Source organism: Enterococcus sp. DIV1315a (assembly GCF_051712325.1).
Classification (GTDB): domain Bacteria; phylum Bacillota; class Bacilli; order Lactobacillales; family Enterococcaceae; genus Enterococcus; species Enterococcus faecalis.
This window is the reverse complement of the sequence record NZ_JBIOOS010000001.1, coordinates 2130133-2146310: the sequence shown is the minus strand read 5'-3', so window position 1 is coordinate 2146310 and position 16178 is coordinate 2130133. Positions and strand designations below refer to the sequence as shown.

18 protein-coding genes are annotated in these 16178 nt (G+C 37.8%); 11 read left to right on the top strand and 7 right to left on the bottom strand.

All coding sequences use genetic code 11. The features are described 5' to 3' along the window. Positions 1-202: 202 nt before the first annotated feature. Both ahpC and IGJ03_RS10150 read left to right on the top strand, forming a co-directional pair. Positions 203-766, top strand: coding sequence for an alkyl hydroperoxide reductase subunit C (gene ahpC / locus IGJ03_RS10155; protein ID WP_308948822.1), 564 nt, complete (start codon positions 203-205; stop codon positions 764-766). Between the two features lie 96 nt (positions 767-862). Next, a complete protein-coding gene (locus IGJ03_RS10150) occupies positions 863-2545 on the top strand; it encodes an FAD-dependent oxidoreductase (RefSeq protein WP_033627541.1) in 1683 nt (560 codons plus the stop codon). Positions 2546-2644: 99 nt separating this feature from the next. Here IGJ03_RS10150 and IGJ03_RS10145 read toward each other — a convergent pair whose 3' ends face one another. The 3 genes from IGJ03_RS10145 to IGJ03_RS10135 form a co-directional block, all read right to left on the bottom strand. Then, positions 2645-3235, bottom strand: a complete 591-nt coding sequence (locus tag IGJ03_RS10145) for a hypothetical protein (RefSeq protein WP_025193825.1) — start codon at positions 3233-3235, stop codon at positions 2645-2647. A 120-nt stretch (positions 3236-3355) separates the two neighbouring features. Beyond that, a complete protein-coding gene (locus IGJ03_RS10140) occupies positions 3356-3889 on the bottom strand; it encodes a 3'-5' exonuclease (RefSeq protein WP_002356400.1) in 534 nt (177 codons plus the stop codon). A gap of 34 nt (positions 3890-3923) precedes the next feature. After that, positions 3924-4679, bottom strand: a complete 756-nt coding sequence (locus IGJ03_RS10135) for an exodeoxyribonuclease III (RefSeq protein ID WP_002367205.1) — start codon at positions 4677-4679, stop codon at positions 3924-3926. Positions 4680-4885: 206 nt separating this feature from the next. On the opposite strand from IGJ03_RS10135, the gene IGJ03_RS10130 reads away from it, so the two are divergent. After that, positions 4886-5800: a Gfo/Idh/MocA family protein gene (locus IGJ03_RS10130; protein ID WP_002356402.1), complete on the top strand. Its 915-nt coding sequence runs from the start codon at positions 4886-4888 to the stop codon at positions 5798-5800. 86 nt (positions 5801-5886) lie between these two features. Then, on the top strand, positions 5887-6774 hold the full coding sequence (gene murB / locus IGJ03_RS10125) for a UDP-N-acetylmuramate dehydrogenase (protein WP_002387193.1): 888 nt from the start codon (positions 5887-5889) through the stop codon (positions 6772-6774). A 74-nt stretch (positions 6775-6848) separates the two neighbouring features. On the opposite strand, the gene cbpA is transcribed toward murB, so the two are convergent. Beyond that, positions 6849-7487: a cyclic di-AMP binding protein CbpA gene (gene cbpA / locus IGJ03_RS10120; protein ID WP_002365057.1), complete on the bottom strand. Its 639-nt coding sequence runs from the start codon at positions 7485-7487 to the stop codon at positions 6849-6851. Between the two features lie 285 nt (positions 7488-7772). On the opposite strand from cbpA, the gene rpmG reads away from it, so the two are divergent. The 4 genes from rpmG to IGJ03_RS10100 all read left to right on the top strand — a co-directional run bounded on the left by rpmG (position 7773) and on the right by IGJ03_RS10100 (position 9784). Next, positions 7773-7925, top strand: coding sequence for a 50S ribosomal protein L33 (gene rpmG, locus IGJ03_RS10115; RefSeq protein WP_002356408.1), 153 nt, complete (start codon positions 7773-7775; stop codon positions 7923-7925). A gap of 20 nt (positions 7926-7945) precedes the next feature. After that, positions 7946-8116, top strand: coding sequence for a preprotein translocase subunit SecE (gene secE / locus IGJ03_RS10110; RefSeq protein ID WP_002356409.1), 171 nt, complete (start codon positions 7946-7948; stop codon positions 8114-8116). Positions 8117-8240: 124 nt separating this feature from the next. Next, positions 8241-8786 carry a transcription termination/antitermination protein NusG gene (nusG, locus tag IGJ03_RS10105; RefSeq protein WP_002384070.1) on the top strand — a complete coding sequence of 182 codons (546 nt, stop codon included), beginning with the start codon at positions 8241-8243 and terminating at the stop codon, positions 8784-8786. Between the two features lie 110 nt (positions 8787-8896). After that, entirely contained in the window at positions 8897-9784 is an 888-nt protein-coding gene (locus tag IGJ03_RS10100; RefSeq protein ID WP_429861496.1) for an alpha/beta hydrolase, read from the top strand. Between the two features lie 92 nt (positions 9785-9876). Here IGJ03_RS10100 and IGJ03_RS10095 read toward each other — a convergent pair whose 3' ends face one another. After that, positions 9877-10599 (bottom strand): MurR/RpiR family transcriptional regulator, encoded by a 723-nt coding sequence (locus tag IGJ03_RS10095; protein WP_002387191.1) that lies wholly within the window; start codon positions 10597-10599, stop codon positions 9877-9879. A 77-nt stretch (positions 10600-10676) separates the two neighbouring features. Between IGJ03_RS10095 and IGJ03_RS10090 the strand changes: the two genes are divergently transcribed. Genes IGJ03_RS10090 through IGJ03_RS10080 form a run of 3 tightly spaced genes read left to right on the top strand, consistent with a single transcriptional unit; the run spans position 10677 to position 14264 of the window. After that, positions 10677-12305, top strand: a complete 1629-nt coding sequence (locus IGJ03_RS10090; protein ID WP_002387190.1) for a peptide ABC transporter substrate-binding protein — start codon at positions 10677-10679, stop codon at positions 12303-12305. Between the two features lie 13 nt (positions 12306-12318). Next, positions 12319-13422 carry a M42 family metallopeptidase gene (locus IGJ03_RS10085; protein ID WP_429861497.1) on the top strand — a complete coding sequence of 368 codons (1104 nt, stop codon included), beginning with the start codon at positions 12319-12321 and terminating at the stop codon, positions 13420-13422. Further along, entirely contained in the window at positions 13419-14264 is an 846-nt protein-coding gene (locus tag IGJ03_RS10080) for a M55 family metallopeptidase (protein WP_010823125.1), read from the top strand. The genes IGJ03_RS10085 and IGJ03_RS10080 overlap by 4 nt, the downstream gene beginning before the upstream one ends. A 64-nt stretch (positions 14265-14328) precedes the next feature. Here IGJ03_RS10080 and sdaAA read toward each other — a convergent pair whose 3' ends face one another. Then, on the bottom strand, positions 14329-15201 hold the full coding sequence (gene sdaAA, locus IGJ03_RS10075) for an L-serine ammonia-lyase, iron-sulfur-dependent, subunit alpha (RefSeq protein ID WP_048949452.1): 873 nt from the start codon (positions 15199-15201) through the stop codon (positions 14329-14331). 22 nt (positions 15202-15223) lie between these two features. Then, positions 15224-15892 carry an L-serine ammonia-lyase, iron-sulfur-dependent subunit beta gene (gene sdaAB / locus IGJ03_RS10070; protein ID WP_002414070.1) on the bottom strand — a complete coding sequence of 223 codons (669 nt, stop codon included), beginning with the start codon at positions 15890-15892 and terminating at the stop codon, positions 15224-15226. Positions 15893-16178 lie beyond the last annotated feature (286 nt).

Below are 16178 nucleotides of genomic sequence, written 5' to 3'. Positions count from 1 at the left end.
CAAGTTCTTTTAATGATTCGCTTTCTTTTTTATGTTATTTAAAAAGTTATCTCGCTATTTCTAATTGAGAATGATAATCATATAATTCTCAATAGTACAGTATTATACGCTAATAGAACCTAGTTTGTTTATAATTATTCTATTGACGGAATAATTATAAACTGTTATCCTTAAAGAGTAAAAAAACAGAGGAGGAACGACAATGAATTTAATTAATCAAAAACTTTTTGACTTTGAATGTGATGCCTATCACGATGGTGAATTTACACGAGTATCAACAGAAGATATTTTAGGAAAATGGAGTATTTTCTTCTTTTATCCAGCTGATTTTTCTTTCGTGTGTCCTACGGAATTAGGGGATATGCAAGAGCATTATGCGCATTTACAGGAATTAAATTGTGAGGTTTACTCTGTTTCAGAAGATAGTCATTATGTGCATAAAGCATGGGCTGACGCTACAGAAACGATTGGAAAAATTAAATATCCAATGTTAGCCGATCCCAACGGTCAACTTGCTCGTTTCTTTGGCGTTTTAGATGAAGATTCTGGAATGGCTTACCGTGCTTCATTTATTGTGAGTCCAGAAGGGGACATCAAATCTTATGAAATCAACGACATGGGTATTGGTCGTAATGCTGAAGAACTTGTTCGTAAATTAGAAGCTTCTCAATTTGTAGCAGAACATGGTGATAAAGTTTGTCCAGCCAATTGGCAACCAGGAGAAGAAACAATTGCGCCAAGCTTAGATTTAGTTGGTAAAATTTAAATTCGCTTTGTAAATAGAGGTCAAAGAGTTGGATAAAACAGAGAAAATGTTTTGTTCAGCTCTTTTTCTGAAACACAGAAGAAAGAGGAGAAGCAAGTGACAGAAGAAATCTACGATTTGATTATTATTGGTGGCGGCTCAGCTGCTTTATCTGCAGGTATCTATGCAGGTCGCGCAATGATGGATACCTTAATTATTGAAAAAGACAAAATTGGCGGACAAGTAACGACGACTTCTGAAATTGTGAACTATCCAGCGATTCGTCACACAACAGGTCCAGAACTAATGGAAGAAATGCGCATTCAAGCACAAGACTTCGGTGTAGCTTTTACAAACGACGAGATTATTGATGTTGATTTTAGTCAAACGATAAAAACTGTTCAATCGGCGAGTCAAACCTACCAAGCATATGCAGTATTGATTGCGACAGGAGCTTCTGCTCGTAAAATTGGTTTCCCTGGTGAAAGTGAATTTACAGGACGCGGCGTGGCCTATTGTTCTACTTGTGATGGGGAGTTTTTCCAAGGCCTAGATATTTTTGTGATTGGTGGCGGTTATGCAGCAGCGGAAGAGGCCGTTTATTTGACACGTTACGGTAAATCAGTAACGATGATTATCCGAGAACCTGATTTTACATGTGCAAAATTAACTGCGGAGGCGGCTAAAAATCACCCGAAAATTAAGATTGTTTATAACACAGAAGTGAAAGAAATTATGGGCGATGATTTTGTCCGGAAAGCTGTGTTTGTCAATAACCAGACGGGAGAAGAAACGGTTTATGAAGCACCAAAAGACAGTACATTTGGTCTGTTTGTTTTTGCTGGAAATAAACCAAGTACAGAAATTTTTGAAGGGAAAATTGCCTTAGACCGTGGGTATGTGCCAACAACTGAGAATATGGAAACCAATATTCCCGGAGTTTATGCAGCAGGAGATTTACGAATAAAAGAATTACGTCAAATTGTGACGGCGGTTGCAGACGGTGCAATTGCCGCCACTCATGCGCAACGTTACGTGACAGAACAAAAAACACAGGCGGGCCAACCGATTGTAACGAAGCGAATGACTGAACGATTAGCTAATCAATCTGCCCCTGAAACAAACAGTCAGCAACCAAAAGAAAAACAGCCAGCAAAAGTTACTGGTAAGCATCAGTGGTTCCCAGAAAGTATGCGCCAACAATTAAACGGTATTTTCGCTAAACTAACCAAAAAAGTGACATTACTTCAGTTTTTGGATGCAAGTGATGAAAAATCATTGGAACTTCAGTCATTCTTAACAGAATTTGCAAGTCTGGATCAGAAGATTACTTTAGAAACGATTTTGAAAGATACTGAGCCAGCCAAAGAATTGCTGTATGGGATTGAAAAAATGCCTAGCGTTGTGCTCTTAGATGCGGCAGGAAACTATACAGGAATTAAATTTAGTGGTATTCCTAGTGGCCATGAAGTAAACTCGTTGGTTTTGGCGGTTTATAATGTCGGCAGCGAGGGGCAGCCGTTAGAAGCAAGTCTGCAAAAGAACATACTTGCATTGCCAAAAAGAAAAATAGAAATCTTTGTTTCACTAACATGTCATTTCTGTCCCGATGTCGTGGCGGCTTGCCAACGTATTGCATCAATTAATCCTCATGTGGAAGCAGAAATGGTGGACATTAGTCTATTTCCAGAGTTGAAAAAAGAAAAGAAAATTATGAGCGTTCCAGCAATGCTGATTGATGGCGAACAAATGATTTTTGGTTCAAAAACAATGACCGAAATTATTGAAGCCTTGGCTTAAAAGAGGCGGGAAAAGTAATTAGCCTAAAGAACCTAAGTCATTCAAAAAAGTGAGAAGTACGTCGAGATGACGTATTTCTCACTTTTTTCGCATAGTTAGTCAAGTCTCTCTTTTGATTAGGCGATTGAGTTTCCTAAAAAGAATTAAAAAGACACAACAGCAAATGAACAATAGGCTTCCTGTTAGTGGTAAAAAGATACCTTGCATGTAGCTATCGATATGCATTAAACCAGGTACCTCGCTGAAAAAATCATGGATAAACTGTTGAATGAGCTTATTGGCTAGAAAAGCAGCTAAAGGCAAAATAAAAATCAAATAATAGATGGGTTGTAAGGCATAGTTAATTAAAATTTGTAATTTTGTCGTACCTAAAAGAGCTAAGATCAGTAAGTCGTTTTTTTGCTCTAAAAAAGTTAGGAAGAAAGTTCGGCAAATATAACTAATCAGGAAGAAAAAGAGTGTTCCAGCGCTGATTCCAGCCAAACCTCTGAAAATTTTCAAGGGAGGAATCACTGCATAATTATCAAGAAGAATCATTTGTGAAAGCCATCGAGAAAACAACAAAGTCAATAATAGAGCAGAAAAAGTCAGAAAACTAATAATAAAGATAAGAATCAACGTACTAAATTGGTTTTTTGAGCGCCACGCATTTTTGAGAGAGTCTGTGAATAAGTAAAGAATCGAATACATCATCGCGTCCTTTCTGAAAAATTTTTGTTTTAGGGGAAAAGTTATGTAAAAGAAAAGACGTTATCTCCTGCCAACTAGCCACTGAAAGAGATAACGCCTTCGCTGGAAACAAGAACTGGATTATTTCACCAATACTAATTTTTTTAAAGGTTCAACCCCAAATCGTTGTTCTTGCTGTAAAAGAATTTCGGCACAAGCTCGGCTATCTTCTAAAGCATCATGATGATTATTTAAAGTGATATTGAGGTTTTCACAAACGGTATTTAATTTATGATTAGGAAATTCAGGAAACAGTTTGCGACTCGTTTTGACTGTACATAAAGAAAGGTAATTAGGTTGTTCTAAGCCATAGTAATCTAAACAGCCAGCCAAAACACTACAATCAAAACTTGCATTGTGAGCGACCACTAACCGATTTGGTTGAAAACAATGCTGAATTTGTTGCCAGACTTCAGGGAATTTGGGCGCATTGACAACATCTGATTCATGAATGCCGTGAATTTGCGTATTTCGCCAGAAAAAAGGTGTTTCTGGTTTGATTAACGTGTAAAATTCATCCACAATCCGACTATTTTCTACTTTAACAATTGCAATGGAACAGGCACTATGTTTATCATAACTAGCTGTTTCAAAGTCAAAAGCGTAAAAGTTCATTAAAAAAAACTCCTTTCAACGCGTTGAGTAACACTTAAAAATCAAGTACAACTTCCACTGGACAATGATCACTACCAAGAATATCTGTATGGATTTTAGCACTGACTAAACGTTCATTCAAGGATTCTGACACAACGAAATAGTCAATCCGCCAACCTGCGTTATTTTTTCGTGCATTAAAGCGATAACTCCACCATGAGTAGATGCCCTCAGCTTCTGGATAAAAATAACGGAATGTATCAGTGAAACCACTGTCTAATAACTCAGTAAATTTTTGCCGTTCTTCAGGCGTGAACCCCGCATTTTTTTGATTGGTTTTCCAATTTTTTAAATCAATCTTTTGATGAGCTACGTTTAAGTCACCGCAAAGAATGACGGGTTTTTCTTGATTTAATTCGTTTAAATAGGCACGAAACGCATCTTCCCATGTCATTCGATAAGCTAAACGCTTTAGTTCAGCTTGTGAGTTTGGTGTGTAGCAAGTGACCATGAAAAATTCTGGATATTCTAAAGTGATCACGCGGCCTTCTTGATCGTGAGCCTCGATACCTAAGCCATAGCGAACACTTAACGCTTCTTCTTTAGCGAAAATTGCTGTGCCAGAATAGCCTTTTTTTTCGGCGTAATTCCAATACTGATGATAGCCAGGAAGTTCTAAATCAATTTGTCCAGCTTGTAATTTTGTTTCTTGTAAACAGAAAAAATCTGCATCCAATTCATTAAAAACATCCATAAAATTCTTTTTAACAACCGCTCGTAAGCCGTTGACATTCCAAGAAATACATTTCATTGTTGAAACTCCTTTCAAATAAGAAACGCTTTTGCTCGTTTCAGTGCAAACCAGAACCAAAGAAAAGGTCGCTTGGTGCTTTCTTCTATTCTAATACTTTTTAAAGAAGTTTTAAATACTTGAAAAGAAAAAGAGAAAATGACTGATTTTTGGAAAGAAGTAGTCTATGATAAAATAGTAAAAAGAGCAGAAATGAGGACAAACGAATGAAAATTGGAGTCATTGGTTTAGGAAATATTGCACAAAAAGCGTATTTGCCAACTTATAGTGAATGCCGCCACTTGGCAGAGTTTGTATTAGCAACTAGAAACCCAGAAACACGACAAAAAATCGCTGATCAGTATGGCTTTACAGAAACCGTTGGGACCATAGAAGAATTGATTGAAGTAAAGATTGATGCTTGTTTTGTCCATGTAGCCACAAAAGTGCATGGTGCAGTCGTTCGCCAATTATTACAGGCTGGTATTCACGTCTTTGTGGACAAACCTTTAAGTGAAGACCTTGCTGAAGTCAAAGAATTACAAGCATTGGCGGCAGCAAAAAATCTGCGCCTGATGGTTGGCTTCAATCGTCGTTTTGCCCCTTATACGGAAGTATTGAAAAATATTCCTGAAAAACAAACAATTTTTATTAAAAAGAACCGCATCAATACAACGAGAGAAACAAGTTTTATGATGTATGATTTATTTTTACATGTCGTTGATACCGCAGTTTATTTAGCGGAAGGACCGCTCCACGTGGTGCAGTCAAAATTAGTGGAAGAAAACGGTCATTTAAAACGAGCAATTTTACAATTAGAAACCGAACAGACAACGATTGTTTGTTCCATGGATTTACACTCTGGGGCCAATACAGAAACTTTTGAAGTCACCAGCCCCACAGGTACTTATCGCTTGGAAAATTTAACGCATTTGACCATCCAAACAGAAGAAGAATACCAAGTAAAAGAGATGGGAGATTGGACGCCAACATTGGAAAAAAGAGGTTTTTACCAAATGGTTACTGCTTTCATTCAGGCCATTCAAAAACCGCAAGAGCAAGAGTTAAAGCAAGAAAAAGTCTATGAAAGTCATGCGTTATGTGAAGAAATGCTACGCCAACAACAACGGCATGTTCTTTAAAGAGGACTAGCAACTTTCTTTCTATCATGCTAGAATAAGACAGATATTTTGAAAAGAAAGGACTAACTTTCGTGAACACTAAAGCTATGTTAGAAACATTAAACGAAATTACTTTATTAGTAGATGAACCATTAAAAAACGTAACCTTTACCAAAACAGGCGGCCCAGCTGATGTGTTGGCCTTACCCAAAACAAAAAAAGAAGTTGAAGAGATTGTGGCGTATTGCCGAGAACAAGGACTTTCATGGTTAGTATTAGGCAATGCTAGCAACTTGATTGTTCGTGATGGCGGTATTCGCGATGTCGTGATTATGCTAACAGAAATGAAAGAAATCAAAGTAGCCGGTACCACCATGATTGTGGATGCTGGTGCCAAGCTGATTGATACAACCTACGAAGCCTTAGCAGCTGATTTAACTGGTTTTGAATTTGCTTGTGGCATTCCGGGAAGTGTCGGTGGTGCTGTTTATATGAATGCTGGAGCATACGGCGGGGAAATTAAAGATGTTTTCCAATCTGCAGAAGTGCTGTTGGCAGATGGAACTATCCAAACAATGACGAAAGAAGACCTGAATTTCCGTTATCGTCATAGTGAAATTCAAGAATTACATTGTATTGTCTTGCAAGCAACGTTTGCTTTAGAAAAAGGAAACCATGCAGAAATTAAAGCCCAAATGGATGAATTAACGGAACTTCGTGAACTGAAGCAACCGCTAGAGTATCCCTCTTGTGGCAGTGTCTTTAAACGCCCTGTTGGTCATTTTACAGGGAAATTAATCCAAGACGCTGGCTTACAAGGCTTAAAATGGGGCGGTGCTCAAATTTCCGAAAAGCATGCGGGATTTATTGTTAACATCGATCATGCAACCGCAACAGATTATGTGGAATTAATTGCACATATCCAAGAAGTGATTAAAGAAAAATTTGATGTTGAATTGCAAACGGAAGTTCGAATTATTGGTGAAGAAGTCTAAAAAAATAAGCTAGGGAGGTAAGTCAAATTGGCTTACCTCCCTAGCTTTAAATCCTAAGCTAAAGGTCGTAAATTTTACTCGTCTTCTAAATTTTCCAATTCTACAACTTTAAAGTTTTTCCGCTCTAAATGTTCTACAATGGCTGTACACGTTTCGGCAGTTGTGCCGGCTGGTAAAGTAATAAGTGTGCGACGAACAAATTCTTCACTATCGACATCCAATGTAATACAGCTGGCGATGCTGCTATATTTGGCAATGATTTTTGAAATGGCTGCTAAGTCGCCTTGTTGACCAACTGAAGCAATTGTTAAAACGTAGCTCCCTTGTTTTACATTCCAAGATTGCGCTAAAATATTTAATAAGGTGCTGTGTGTTAAAATGCCGTAAAAATAATTATTTTCATCTAAAACAGCAATGTAAGGCAGTTCTTTAATAGTAAAAAATACCTTGAAAAATGAAGTGTTGACATAAATAAATTTTGTGGCATTTTTTAACAAATAGGTAACAGGTAAACTCATATCGCCACCGTTTGCTTTATGGCGGTAAATATGCATTTTATAAATATTTCCTCGGAAAATTTTTCCAGATTCGTCTAAAATTGGGACACAACGGTAACCTGAGTCTTCTAAAATAGAAAGAGCTTCTTCTAGAGTACAAGATTCATTGACGGTTGTTAAATTATCTTTTTTAATAACTACAGATTTTAATAACATAAACAGGCCTCCTAAGGGTTCATTTTTAATAAATTTATCATATCATAACTTAGCAGAAAACAATAGCTGAGACCTCAGAATAAAAGCAATTTTGTTAAAATAAATAGAAAATAAAGAAAAATCAGATATTTTATAAAAGAAATCAAGCACGTATTCGCGATAAGGGTAAAAAATTACGTAAGAATCGGCACAGCGCTTCTTTAAAAAGTAAATTAAACTTTGACAACTTTTTCGAATAATGGTACTGTTAAGAAGTAAATTTGTGAATAGAGGAGGTCGAAGAACATGGCAACAAAGAAAGCAGCTCTTGCTTGTTCCGTTTGTGGCTCTCGCAACTATTCTAAATCCGTTAGTGAAGGTAAACGTGGCGAACGCTTAGAAATCAATAAATTCTGTAAATATTGTAATCAATACACGTTACATAAAGAAACGAAATAGATTTAGAGGAGGGTATCAACATGAAATTTTTCCGCAGCGTTGCTGATGAGATGAAGCAAGTAACTTGGCCAACAAAAAAACAATTGCGTAAAGATACATTAGTTGTAATTGAAACATCTATTTTATTTGCAGCATTGTTCTTTATCATGGATACTGTTATCCAAACGGCATTTGGCTGGATTTTAAAATAATTAATTCTAGTATTTCCCGACGAGGGGTGCTATAATAGTATTCGAGAAAAAGCTTCGGGAAACTGAGCTTTTTTTATTTGCTCGAAAAAAATAAACTAAAACATTTAAAGGAGCCGAATCAGTAATGGAAACTTTTGAAAGAAATTGGTACGTATTGCACACCTATTCAGGCTATGAAAATAAAGTAAAAGCAAACATTGAATCACGTGCACAAAGCATGGGGATGGGCGATTATATTTTTCGTGTCGTTGTACCAGAAGAAACAGAAAAAGAAGTCAAAAATGGTAAAGAAAAAGAAATCGTTCATAAAACTTTCCCTGGTTATGTGTTAGTGGAAATGATTATGACCGATGATTCTTGGTATATTGTTCGTAACACGCCAGGCGTAACTGGTTTTGTAGGCTCACATGGTGCTGGTAGTAAACCCGCTCCTTTATTACAAGAAGAAATTAACCACATTTTACGTTCAATTGGCATGAGCACCCGTCAATCAGACTTAGAAGTAGCGCTAGGCGATACAGTGAAAATTATCGAAGGTGCCTTTTCTGGTCTTGAAGGTGTTGTGACAGAAATCGATGAAGAAAAACAAAAATTAAAAGTAAACATCGATATGTTTGGTCGTGAAACAAGTACAGAATTAGACTTTGAACAAGTCGATAACATTGATTAATAAACAAGCTGACAAACTATTGTTCAGCTGATTGATACAGATTGTAGGGTCTGGAAAAGCAGTCAACTGACTTCTTTTCCAAGCCCTTTTTTAGTTCATCGCAGAAAGGAATGAAAAAAATGAAACATGCCCAAAAATATCGTTATTTTTCTTTGCTAATGGGTCTTGTTCTATTATTAAGTGCTTGCCAAATTGGGGCAACTACGAAGGATGACAACCAAGCCGCCACAAAAGAAGCAACTGTTGAGTTAAACCGCACAACAACACCAACGCTTTTTTTTCATGGTTACGCAGGAACTAAAAATTCGTTTGGCTCGTTACTGCATCGCTTGGAGAAACAAGGTGCCACAACTCAAGAATTAGTGCTACTCGTTAAACCTGATGGGACCGTGGTTAAAGAGCGAGGAGCTTTAAGTGGCAAAGCGACGAATCCCAGTGTTCAAGTTCTATTTGAAGATAATAAAAACAATGAATGGAATCAAACAGAATGGATAAAAAACACATTACTCTATTTACAAAAAAATTATCAAGTGAACAAAGCCAATATTGTCGGGCACTCTATGGGTGGTGTTAGTGGTTTACGTTATTTAGGAACCTATGGGCAAGATACATCGTTACCTAAAATTGAAAAATTCGTCAGCATTGGAGCACCTTTCAATGATTTTATTGATACGAGTCAACAGAAAACCATCGAAACGGAACTAGAAAACGGCCCCACAGAAAAAAGTAGCCGCTATTTGGATTATCAAGAGATGATTAATGTTGTTCCAGAAAAACTGCCCATTTTATTAATTGGTGGTCAATTAAGTCCAACAGATTTAAGTGATGGAACGGTGCCGTTATCTAGTGCCTTAGCAGTCAACGCCTTGCTAAGACAGCGAGGAACTCAAGTCACTAGCCAGATTATTAAAGGAGAAAATGCACAACATAGTCAATTACATGAAAATCCTGAAGTAGATCAATTGCTAATCGAATTTCTATGGCCGAGTAAAAAATAGCAAAAAGGCACATGTTCCATAAAAAATGGAACATGTGCCTTTTTCTATACTTTGGCTAGCGAAATAGCTTTTTTCAGCTATAATAAATAAAATTATTTATTTTTATGAGATATTGGAATGGAATCCTCATGATTTAAATAAGCACAAATCAAGGCTTCAAAGGTGATTAATGTTTGGCCAAAAAACATTTGTGGCTGAGCGACACTTGTTGAAAACGGGCTGTAAGAGTCAGTTGAAAAAACGAGATCTGCCAGTCGACCAAGAGTTGAATTTTTGGCGCCAACAAAAGAAATGATAGGATGTTTTTTCTCTTTCGCAAGCAGAGCTGTTTCTTTTAAGTATTTTTCTTCACCAGAATGTGAAAGGATGATAAAAAGAAAATTCTGATTATTTTGACTATTTATCGAATGAGTATAGGCTGTTGTGATGCTGGGGATGCCATGAAAATTGAAAACTTCACTAATGTAAGCCGCCAAATGTCGTGAAAAGTCATGACCTAAAATAACAAATAAATGACTCTTGTGTTTGGCAAGCAGTCGACAAAACTCGTTGGTTGTTTCAAATGAAGGTGCTGTTTCAAAAGGGATTGGCTGAGAAAAATGGGCTTCTTTTAATTTGTAAATAAGTTCATTATAACCTGATAAATTTAATTTTTTGGCTAAACGAATGATGGAACTAGGCGAAGAAAAGCAGTGTTTTGCAACTTCCCGAATACTCAAATCGGCCGCATTCGTACTTTGTTGATCCAAATAATACAAAATCTGACTTTCTGTTTTCGTTAAATGATACGTTTCTTTTAAGTAATCTAAGTTCATGAGCAAACCTCCTTTATCAGATTATAAATAATTTTGTGGGAAAAAGGTATCAAAAAATAAAAAAATGAGGTGTTTTTATGAAAAGGGCAACAAAGCAAAGGCTGTCTTTGGCAGCAATCATGGTTCTACTTCTCTCGGGCTGTGGAAGTGTTGGGAAAGAAACCAAAAAGCAAGAACAACAGGTATTACGGGTCGGGATTGATTCGGAATTATCAACGGCAGACGTGTCGTTGGCAATGGATAATACCGCAGCAGATGTAATGAGCCAAGTAGGGGAGGGACTTTTCTCCTTTGACGAAAAAGGAGAAGCGAAACCAGCATTGGCAACTGAAAAAGTACAGCCCTCCAATGATGGTTTAAGCTATACTTTTACGATTCGAAAAGATGCAAAATGGAGTAACGGCGAGCCAATCACAGCAAATGATTTTGAATACTCTTGGAAGCGCACAGTGGACCCAAAAACAGCTTCCCCGCAAGCGTATTACTTTGAAGGGTTAAAAAATTATCGTGCTATTGTTGACGGTAGCAAATCTAAAGAAGAGTTAGGGGTAACAGCCATTGATGACCATACCTTGGAAGTAGAGCTAAGCTATCCTATGAGTTATTTTCAACAATTATTGGCGGTACCAGCTTTTTATCCTTTAAATGAAGCATTTGTCGAAAAAACGGGCAAAAACTATGGTACATCAGCTGAGTCAACACTTTACAATGGCGCCTTCACATTAGAAGGTTGGGATGGCACGAATAATACTTGGTCCTATGTGAAGAATAAAAATTATTGGGATCAAGCGAATGTTTCGCTAGATAAGGTGGATGTCCAAGTAGTTAAAGAAGTCAATACTGGGAAAAATCTTTTCGAAGGGAAAGAATTAGATGTTGTAAAAATTTCTGGAGAAATTGTTGCACAAGAACAAGGCAATGCAGCTTTGAAAATTCGTGAAATTCCTGGAACGTATTATATCCAATTAAATACGCAAAAAGATCTTTTGGCAAATAAGAATGCACGTCGAGCAATAGCATTATCATTGAATTCTGAGCGTTTAGCTAAAAATGTTTTAAATGATGGCTCAAAAAAAGCACTTGGCTTCGTGCCAACAGGTTTCACTAATCAAGAAACGCAAAAAGATTTTGCAGAGGAATTAGGAGATTTAAATCCTAGTGAACCAGAAAAAGCGAAAGAGTTATGGCAAACGGCTAAAAAAGAATTAGGAATTGAAAAAGCGGAGCTAACGATTTTAAGTTCGGATACAGAAAATGCTAAAAAAATCAGTGAGTATGTTCAAGGAGCTTTAGCAGATAATTTAGAAAATTTAACAGTCAATGTTTCACCAGTTCCTTTTAATAATCGTTTAGAAAAAAGTCGCAGCGGAGATTTCGACATTGTGGTTGGTGGCTGGACGCCAGTATATGCTGATCCAATCGATTTCTTAAACTTACTGCAATCAAAAAATTCCAATAATTTTGGTAAATGGTCTAATAAGACCTTTGATCAGTTGCTTCAAGAAGCAAACGTAACTTATGCAAATAAATATGAAGAACGTTGGAAAACATTACAAAAAGCGGATCAATTGGTTGCGGAAGAAGCCCCCCTAGTTCCTCTTTATCAATTAACAGAAGCACGCTTAGTGGCCGATTCTGTCCAAAATTTAGTCTATGGTCCATTAGGTTCAGGCTATTACAAATCAGTCTCTATCGGCGACAAGTAAAGGTTGGGAAAAAATGAAAAAAAGTCAAGCTGTTCAATTAATTCAGGAACTTTCAAATGCTAATGGTGTTTCAGGCTTTGAAACAGAAGTCGTTAGAATCCTTCAACACGCAACTGCGGATTTTACTATTCAACGGCTAGATTCCATTAAAAATTTATATCTTGAGAAGAAAAATAATCTAAGTGAAGGTCCAGTAGTGCTTTTTGATGCTCATAGTGACGAAGTGGGTTTTATGATTCAAGCAATTAAAGAAAACGGCTTGTTGCGTTTTCTTCCGTTAGGTGGCTGGGTCCCTAATACGATTTCTGCACAAAAAGTTCGGATTCGTAACCGGGAAGGTACCTATCTGCCAGGCGTAGTTACTAGTCGGCCCCCTCATTTTATGACACCAGAGGAACGTCAGCGACCGTTAACCATTGCTGATTTGACGATCGACATTGGTGCTACCTCAAAAGAAGAAGTAATTGAAACTTACAAAATCGATCTTGGTGCACCGGTCATTCCAGATGTGACGTGCTGTTACAACGAACAGACAGATCTTTTTTTAGGAAAAGCTTTTGATTGTCGCATTGGCTGTGCTTGCTTAGTGGACGTCATGGAGGAGTTGAAAGAAGAGACACTTCCATTCAAGTTAGTTGCGACAGTAACTGCACAAGAAGAAGTTGGCGAAAGAGGAGCACTTATTGCCGCAAAACAAGTCAATCCTGATTTAGCTATTGTTTTCGAAGGCTGCCCGGCTGATGATACGGCAGAAACGCCAGAGATGATTCAATCAGCAATGGGAAAAGGACCGATGTTACGCTATTTTGATGTTTCTATGATTACGAATCCAGAATTTCAAGAGTATGTACTAGAGATTGCTAAAATACACAAAATTCCTGTTCAAGTTTCTGTTCGAAGTGGTGGTGGAACCAATGGCATGGCGATTACACAAGTTCAAGGAGCCCCGACGATTGTTGTAGGAATTCCTGTCCGTTACGCTCACACACCCCATTGCTATGTGGACTTTCAAGATTACCAAGCGGCGAAAGAATTAGTCATTCAATTAATCAAAAATTTAGACGCTGACAAAATTCAAGCGCTGGTTCAGCCATTGTCAAAGGAGTGGAACAAATGAAGATTTATGTGTCATGCGATATTGAAGGATTAGCAGGTATTGCGACATTTGATATGGAAAAAGAAGACACCGTTTTATTCCGAGAATTATATCACCAACATGTGGCTTGGTTGATTGAAGGGATTCAAAAGAGTGCTAAAAATGAACAAATTACAGAAATTACTATTGCCGATTCGCATAGCCGTGGATTGAATTTAGCTTATGCGCGCTTAGCAGAAATGGATGAACGAATTTCCTTAGTGAGCGGCTTTCCTCGCATGGATTATATGATGAGTGGCTTGGATAGTAGCTATGATGTAGTCTTTTTCTTAGGTTATCATGCCGGTATTGGTAAACAAAAAGGGAATATGGATCATGGGTATAGCGCTAGTGTTGCTTATGATTTAAAAATAAACGACTTAGCGATGAATGAAACGACAATTAATGCAGCTTACGCTAGCGAATTAGGTGTCCCTGTTGGTTTAATTATCGGTGAATCAGGCTTAGAGGAACAACTTTTTCAAGAAAAAATGATGCCCGAAGTTCCCTTTGTTTCCACCAAAGAATCTCTGGGACGTTATGCAATCAAAAATAGACCCATGCAACAAGTTCGAGAAGCTATCGTAGCAACTACAAGTCAGGTGTTAACTTCCTTTGCGTTGTCTGAATTACCCAAATATACTTTGCGAACGCCAGCAACCGTAAAATTGCAATGTGTGACGACAGCACAAGCAGATCGTATTGAAATGTTACCAATGATTAAACGTATTGATGGTAGAACCGTTTCATTTGTGGGTGAAACGATGAAAGATGTCATGAATGGAATTGTCGCTGTGGTTGGTTTAGGCGGAACAAGTTATTAAAGAAGAAGCTTACGGAAAAAACGAATGGACGTTTTTTTCTGTAAGCTTCTTGCTATAGTTATTTCTATTTTTGTTTCTCTAGAATTTCTTTGCTTAAACGTTGTGCAGTTGGTGTCACCGCAAGACCGCCTTCAGCGGTTTCCTTGAAAATTTGTGGCATTTGGCGACCCACTTGGTACATAGCGTGTATGACTTCATCTGGTGGAATGACACTTCGAATCCCCGCTAAAGCCATGTCAGCTGAGATGAAGGCTTGAGAAGAACCTAATGCATTTCGCTTCACGCAAGGGACTTCAACAAGTCCCGCAACAGGATCACAAATGAGGCCCATCATATTTTTTATCGTAATGGCTACAGCTTGCGCAGATTGATCAGGCGTACCGCCAGAAGCCGCAACTAAAGCGGCACTGGCCATTGCACTAGCAGAACCGACTTCAGCTTGACAACCACCTTCGGCACCACTGATTGAGGCATTGTTGGCAATCACTAAGCCAAAAGCCCCAGCTGTAAATAGAAAATCCAATTGTTGCTGATGCGTTAACTTTAAGCGATTAATAACTGCCAACAAGACGCCAGAAACTACTCCGGCACTGCCTGCGGTTGGTGTAGCACAAATCAAGCCCATTTTTGCATTAACCTCATTAACAGCAATCGCATTTCGCACGGCTTGTAAAATGGTCTCACCGCTTAAAAAGTTGCCTGAATGTATGTAATCATTTAAGCGGGTTGCATCGCCACCAGTTAGCCCTGTTACTGAGGTAACACCAGCGATTCCTTCAGCGACGGATTGTTTCATAACGGCTAGATTTTTTTCCATTGTTTCAATAATTCGTTCACGAGAATACCCACCATGAGCCATTTCTGTTGCAATCATTAATTCGCTCACAGAAGGGTAATCTTTCGCTTGAGCTACCAAATCTTCAATTGAATAAAACATCGTATTACTCCTTTACGTTCATTTAGTCAAAATAGTTAACGCTATATATATGAGGGATTTCAGCTAATTGCATGACAATGTCACCGACTTCGGCTTGATCAACTTCAATAATCATAATCGCTTTTTCCCCTTTAGATTCTCGGGTAACGGTCATTGTACTAATATTGATATCGCTAGCTGAAAGGATGTTGGTCACCTTAGCAATCATGCCAGGAACATCTTGATGAACAACGATAAATGTTGGCGTGCCCATACTTAAAGACAATTTGAAGCCATTTAATTCAGAAATTTGAATGTTTCCACCACCAATTGAAATTCCTGTCACAGATAGTTTTCGGTCGCCAGAAGAAACCACAATTTTAACGGAATTAGGGTGGTCTGCTTTTTCACTTTTAGGAATAAAACAAACTTCCATTCCTTGTTCATAGGCAATTTCCAAAGAATTGGCTAGTTGCTCATCATCTGGTTCCATGCCTAAAAGGCCGCCAACTAAGGCGATATCTGTTCCGTGACCACGATAAGTTTTGGCAAAAGACTCATATAAATAAATGTCAACGCTATCAGGTTGCTGTCCAAAAATACTGCGAACCACTTTTCCAATTCTTGCTGCTCCAGCTGTATGAGAACTGCTTGGACCAATCATAACGGGTCCGATAATATCAAAAACACTATTAAAGCGTAACTCTTCCATTTCAGCACCTTCTTCATTAGAATATGTTTTCATTGGAAGTCTAACACAAAAAATGACGGGGAACTAGGCAATCGCTTGTGTTTTAGCGAATAATTTAAATTTTTATCAGAATGAAAGCAAGGGGCCTTCGTTGACAAATCAGTGAAGAGATGCTAAATTCTAGATAATAAAAGACGAAAAGAGGGATTCGTGCGTTGAAAATTTAAGTTAATTTTTTAGAGAAACTGTATAACTTTGCCTGAATATAACGGGTGGAGTGTGCGGATTTTCGGAAATTAGCTTAAAG

What these genes read in the sequence shown, in the direction of transcription:
- ahpC (WP_308948822.1), top strand. Translation starts at nt 203, where the DNA reads ATGAATTTAATTAATCAAAAACTTTTTGACTTTGAATGTGATGCCTAT.
- IGJ03_RS10145 (WP_025193825.1), bottom strand. Translation starts at nt 3,235, where the DNA reads ATGTATTCGATTCTTTACTTATTCACAGACTCTCTCAAAAATGCGTGG.
- IGJ03_RS10140 (WP_002356400.1), bottom strand. Translation starts at nt 3,889, where the DNA reads ATGAACTTTTACGCTTTTGACTTTGAAACAGCTAGTTATGATAAACAT.
- IGJ03_RS10135 (WP_002367205.1), bottom strand. Translation starts at nt 4,679, where the DNA reads ATGAAATGTATTTCTTGGAATGTCAACGGCTTACGAGCGGTTGTTAAA.
- IGJ03_RS10130 (WP_002356402.1), top strand. Translation starts at nt 4,886, where the DNA reads ATGAAAATTGGAGTCATTGGTTTAGGAAATATTGCACAAAAAGCGTAT.
- murB (WP_002387193.1), top strand. Translation starts at nt 5,887, where the DNA reads ATGTTAGAAACATTAAACGAAATTACTTTATTAGTAGATGAACCATTA.
- cbpA (WP_002365057.1), bottom strand. Translation starts at nt 7,487, where the DNA reads ATGTTATTAAAATCTGTAGTTATTAAAAAAGATAATTTAACAACCGTC.
- rpmG (WP_002356408.1), top strand. Translation starts at nt 7,773, where the DNA reads ATGGCAACAAAGAAAGCAGCTCTTGCTTGTTCCGTTTGTGGCTCTCGC.
- secE (WP_002356409.1), top strand. Translation starts at nt 7,946, where the DNA reads ATGAAATTTTTCCGCAGCGTTGCTGATGAGATGAAGCAAGTAACTTGG.
- nusG (WP_002384070.1), top strand. Translation starts at nt 8,241, where the DNA reads ATGGAAACTTTTGAAAGAAATTGGTACGTATTGCACACCTATTCAGGC.
- IGJ03_RS10100 (WP_429861496.1), top strand. Translation starts at nt 8,897, where the DNA reads ATGAAAAAAATGAAACATGCCCAAAAATATCGTTATTTTTCTTTGCTA.
- IGJ03_RS10095 (WP_002387191.1), bottom strand. Translation starts at nt 10,599, where the DNA reads ATGAACTTAGATTACTTAAAAGAAACGTATCATTTAACGAAAACAGAA.
- IGJ03_RS10090 (WP_002387190.1), top strand. Translation starts at nt 10,677, where the DNA reads ATGAAAAGGGCAACAAAGCAAAGGCTGTCTTTGGCAGCAATCATGGTT.
- IGJ03_RS10085 (WP_429861497.1), top strand. Translation starts at nt 12,319, where the DNA reads ATGAAAAAAAGTCAAGCTGTTCAATTAATTCAGGAACTTTCAAATGCT.
- IGJ03_RS10080 (WP_010823125.1), top strand. Translation starts at nt 13,419, where the DNA reads ATGAAGATTTATGTGTCATGCGATATTGAAGGATTAGCAGGTATTGCG.
- sdaAA (WP_048949452.1), bottom strand. Translation starts at nt 15,201, where the DNA reads ATGTTTTATTCAATTGAAGATTTGGTAGCTCAAGCGAAAGATTACCCT.
- sdaAB (WP_002414070.1), bottom strand. Translation starts at nt 15,892, where the DNA reads ATGGAAGAGTTACGCTTTAATAGTGTTTTTGATATTATCGGACCCGTT.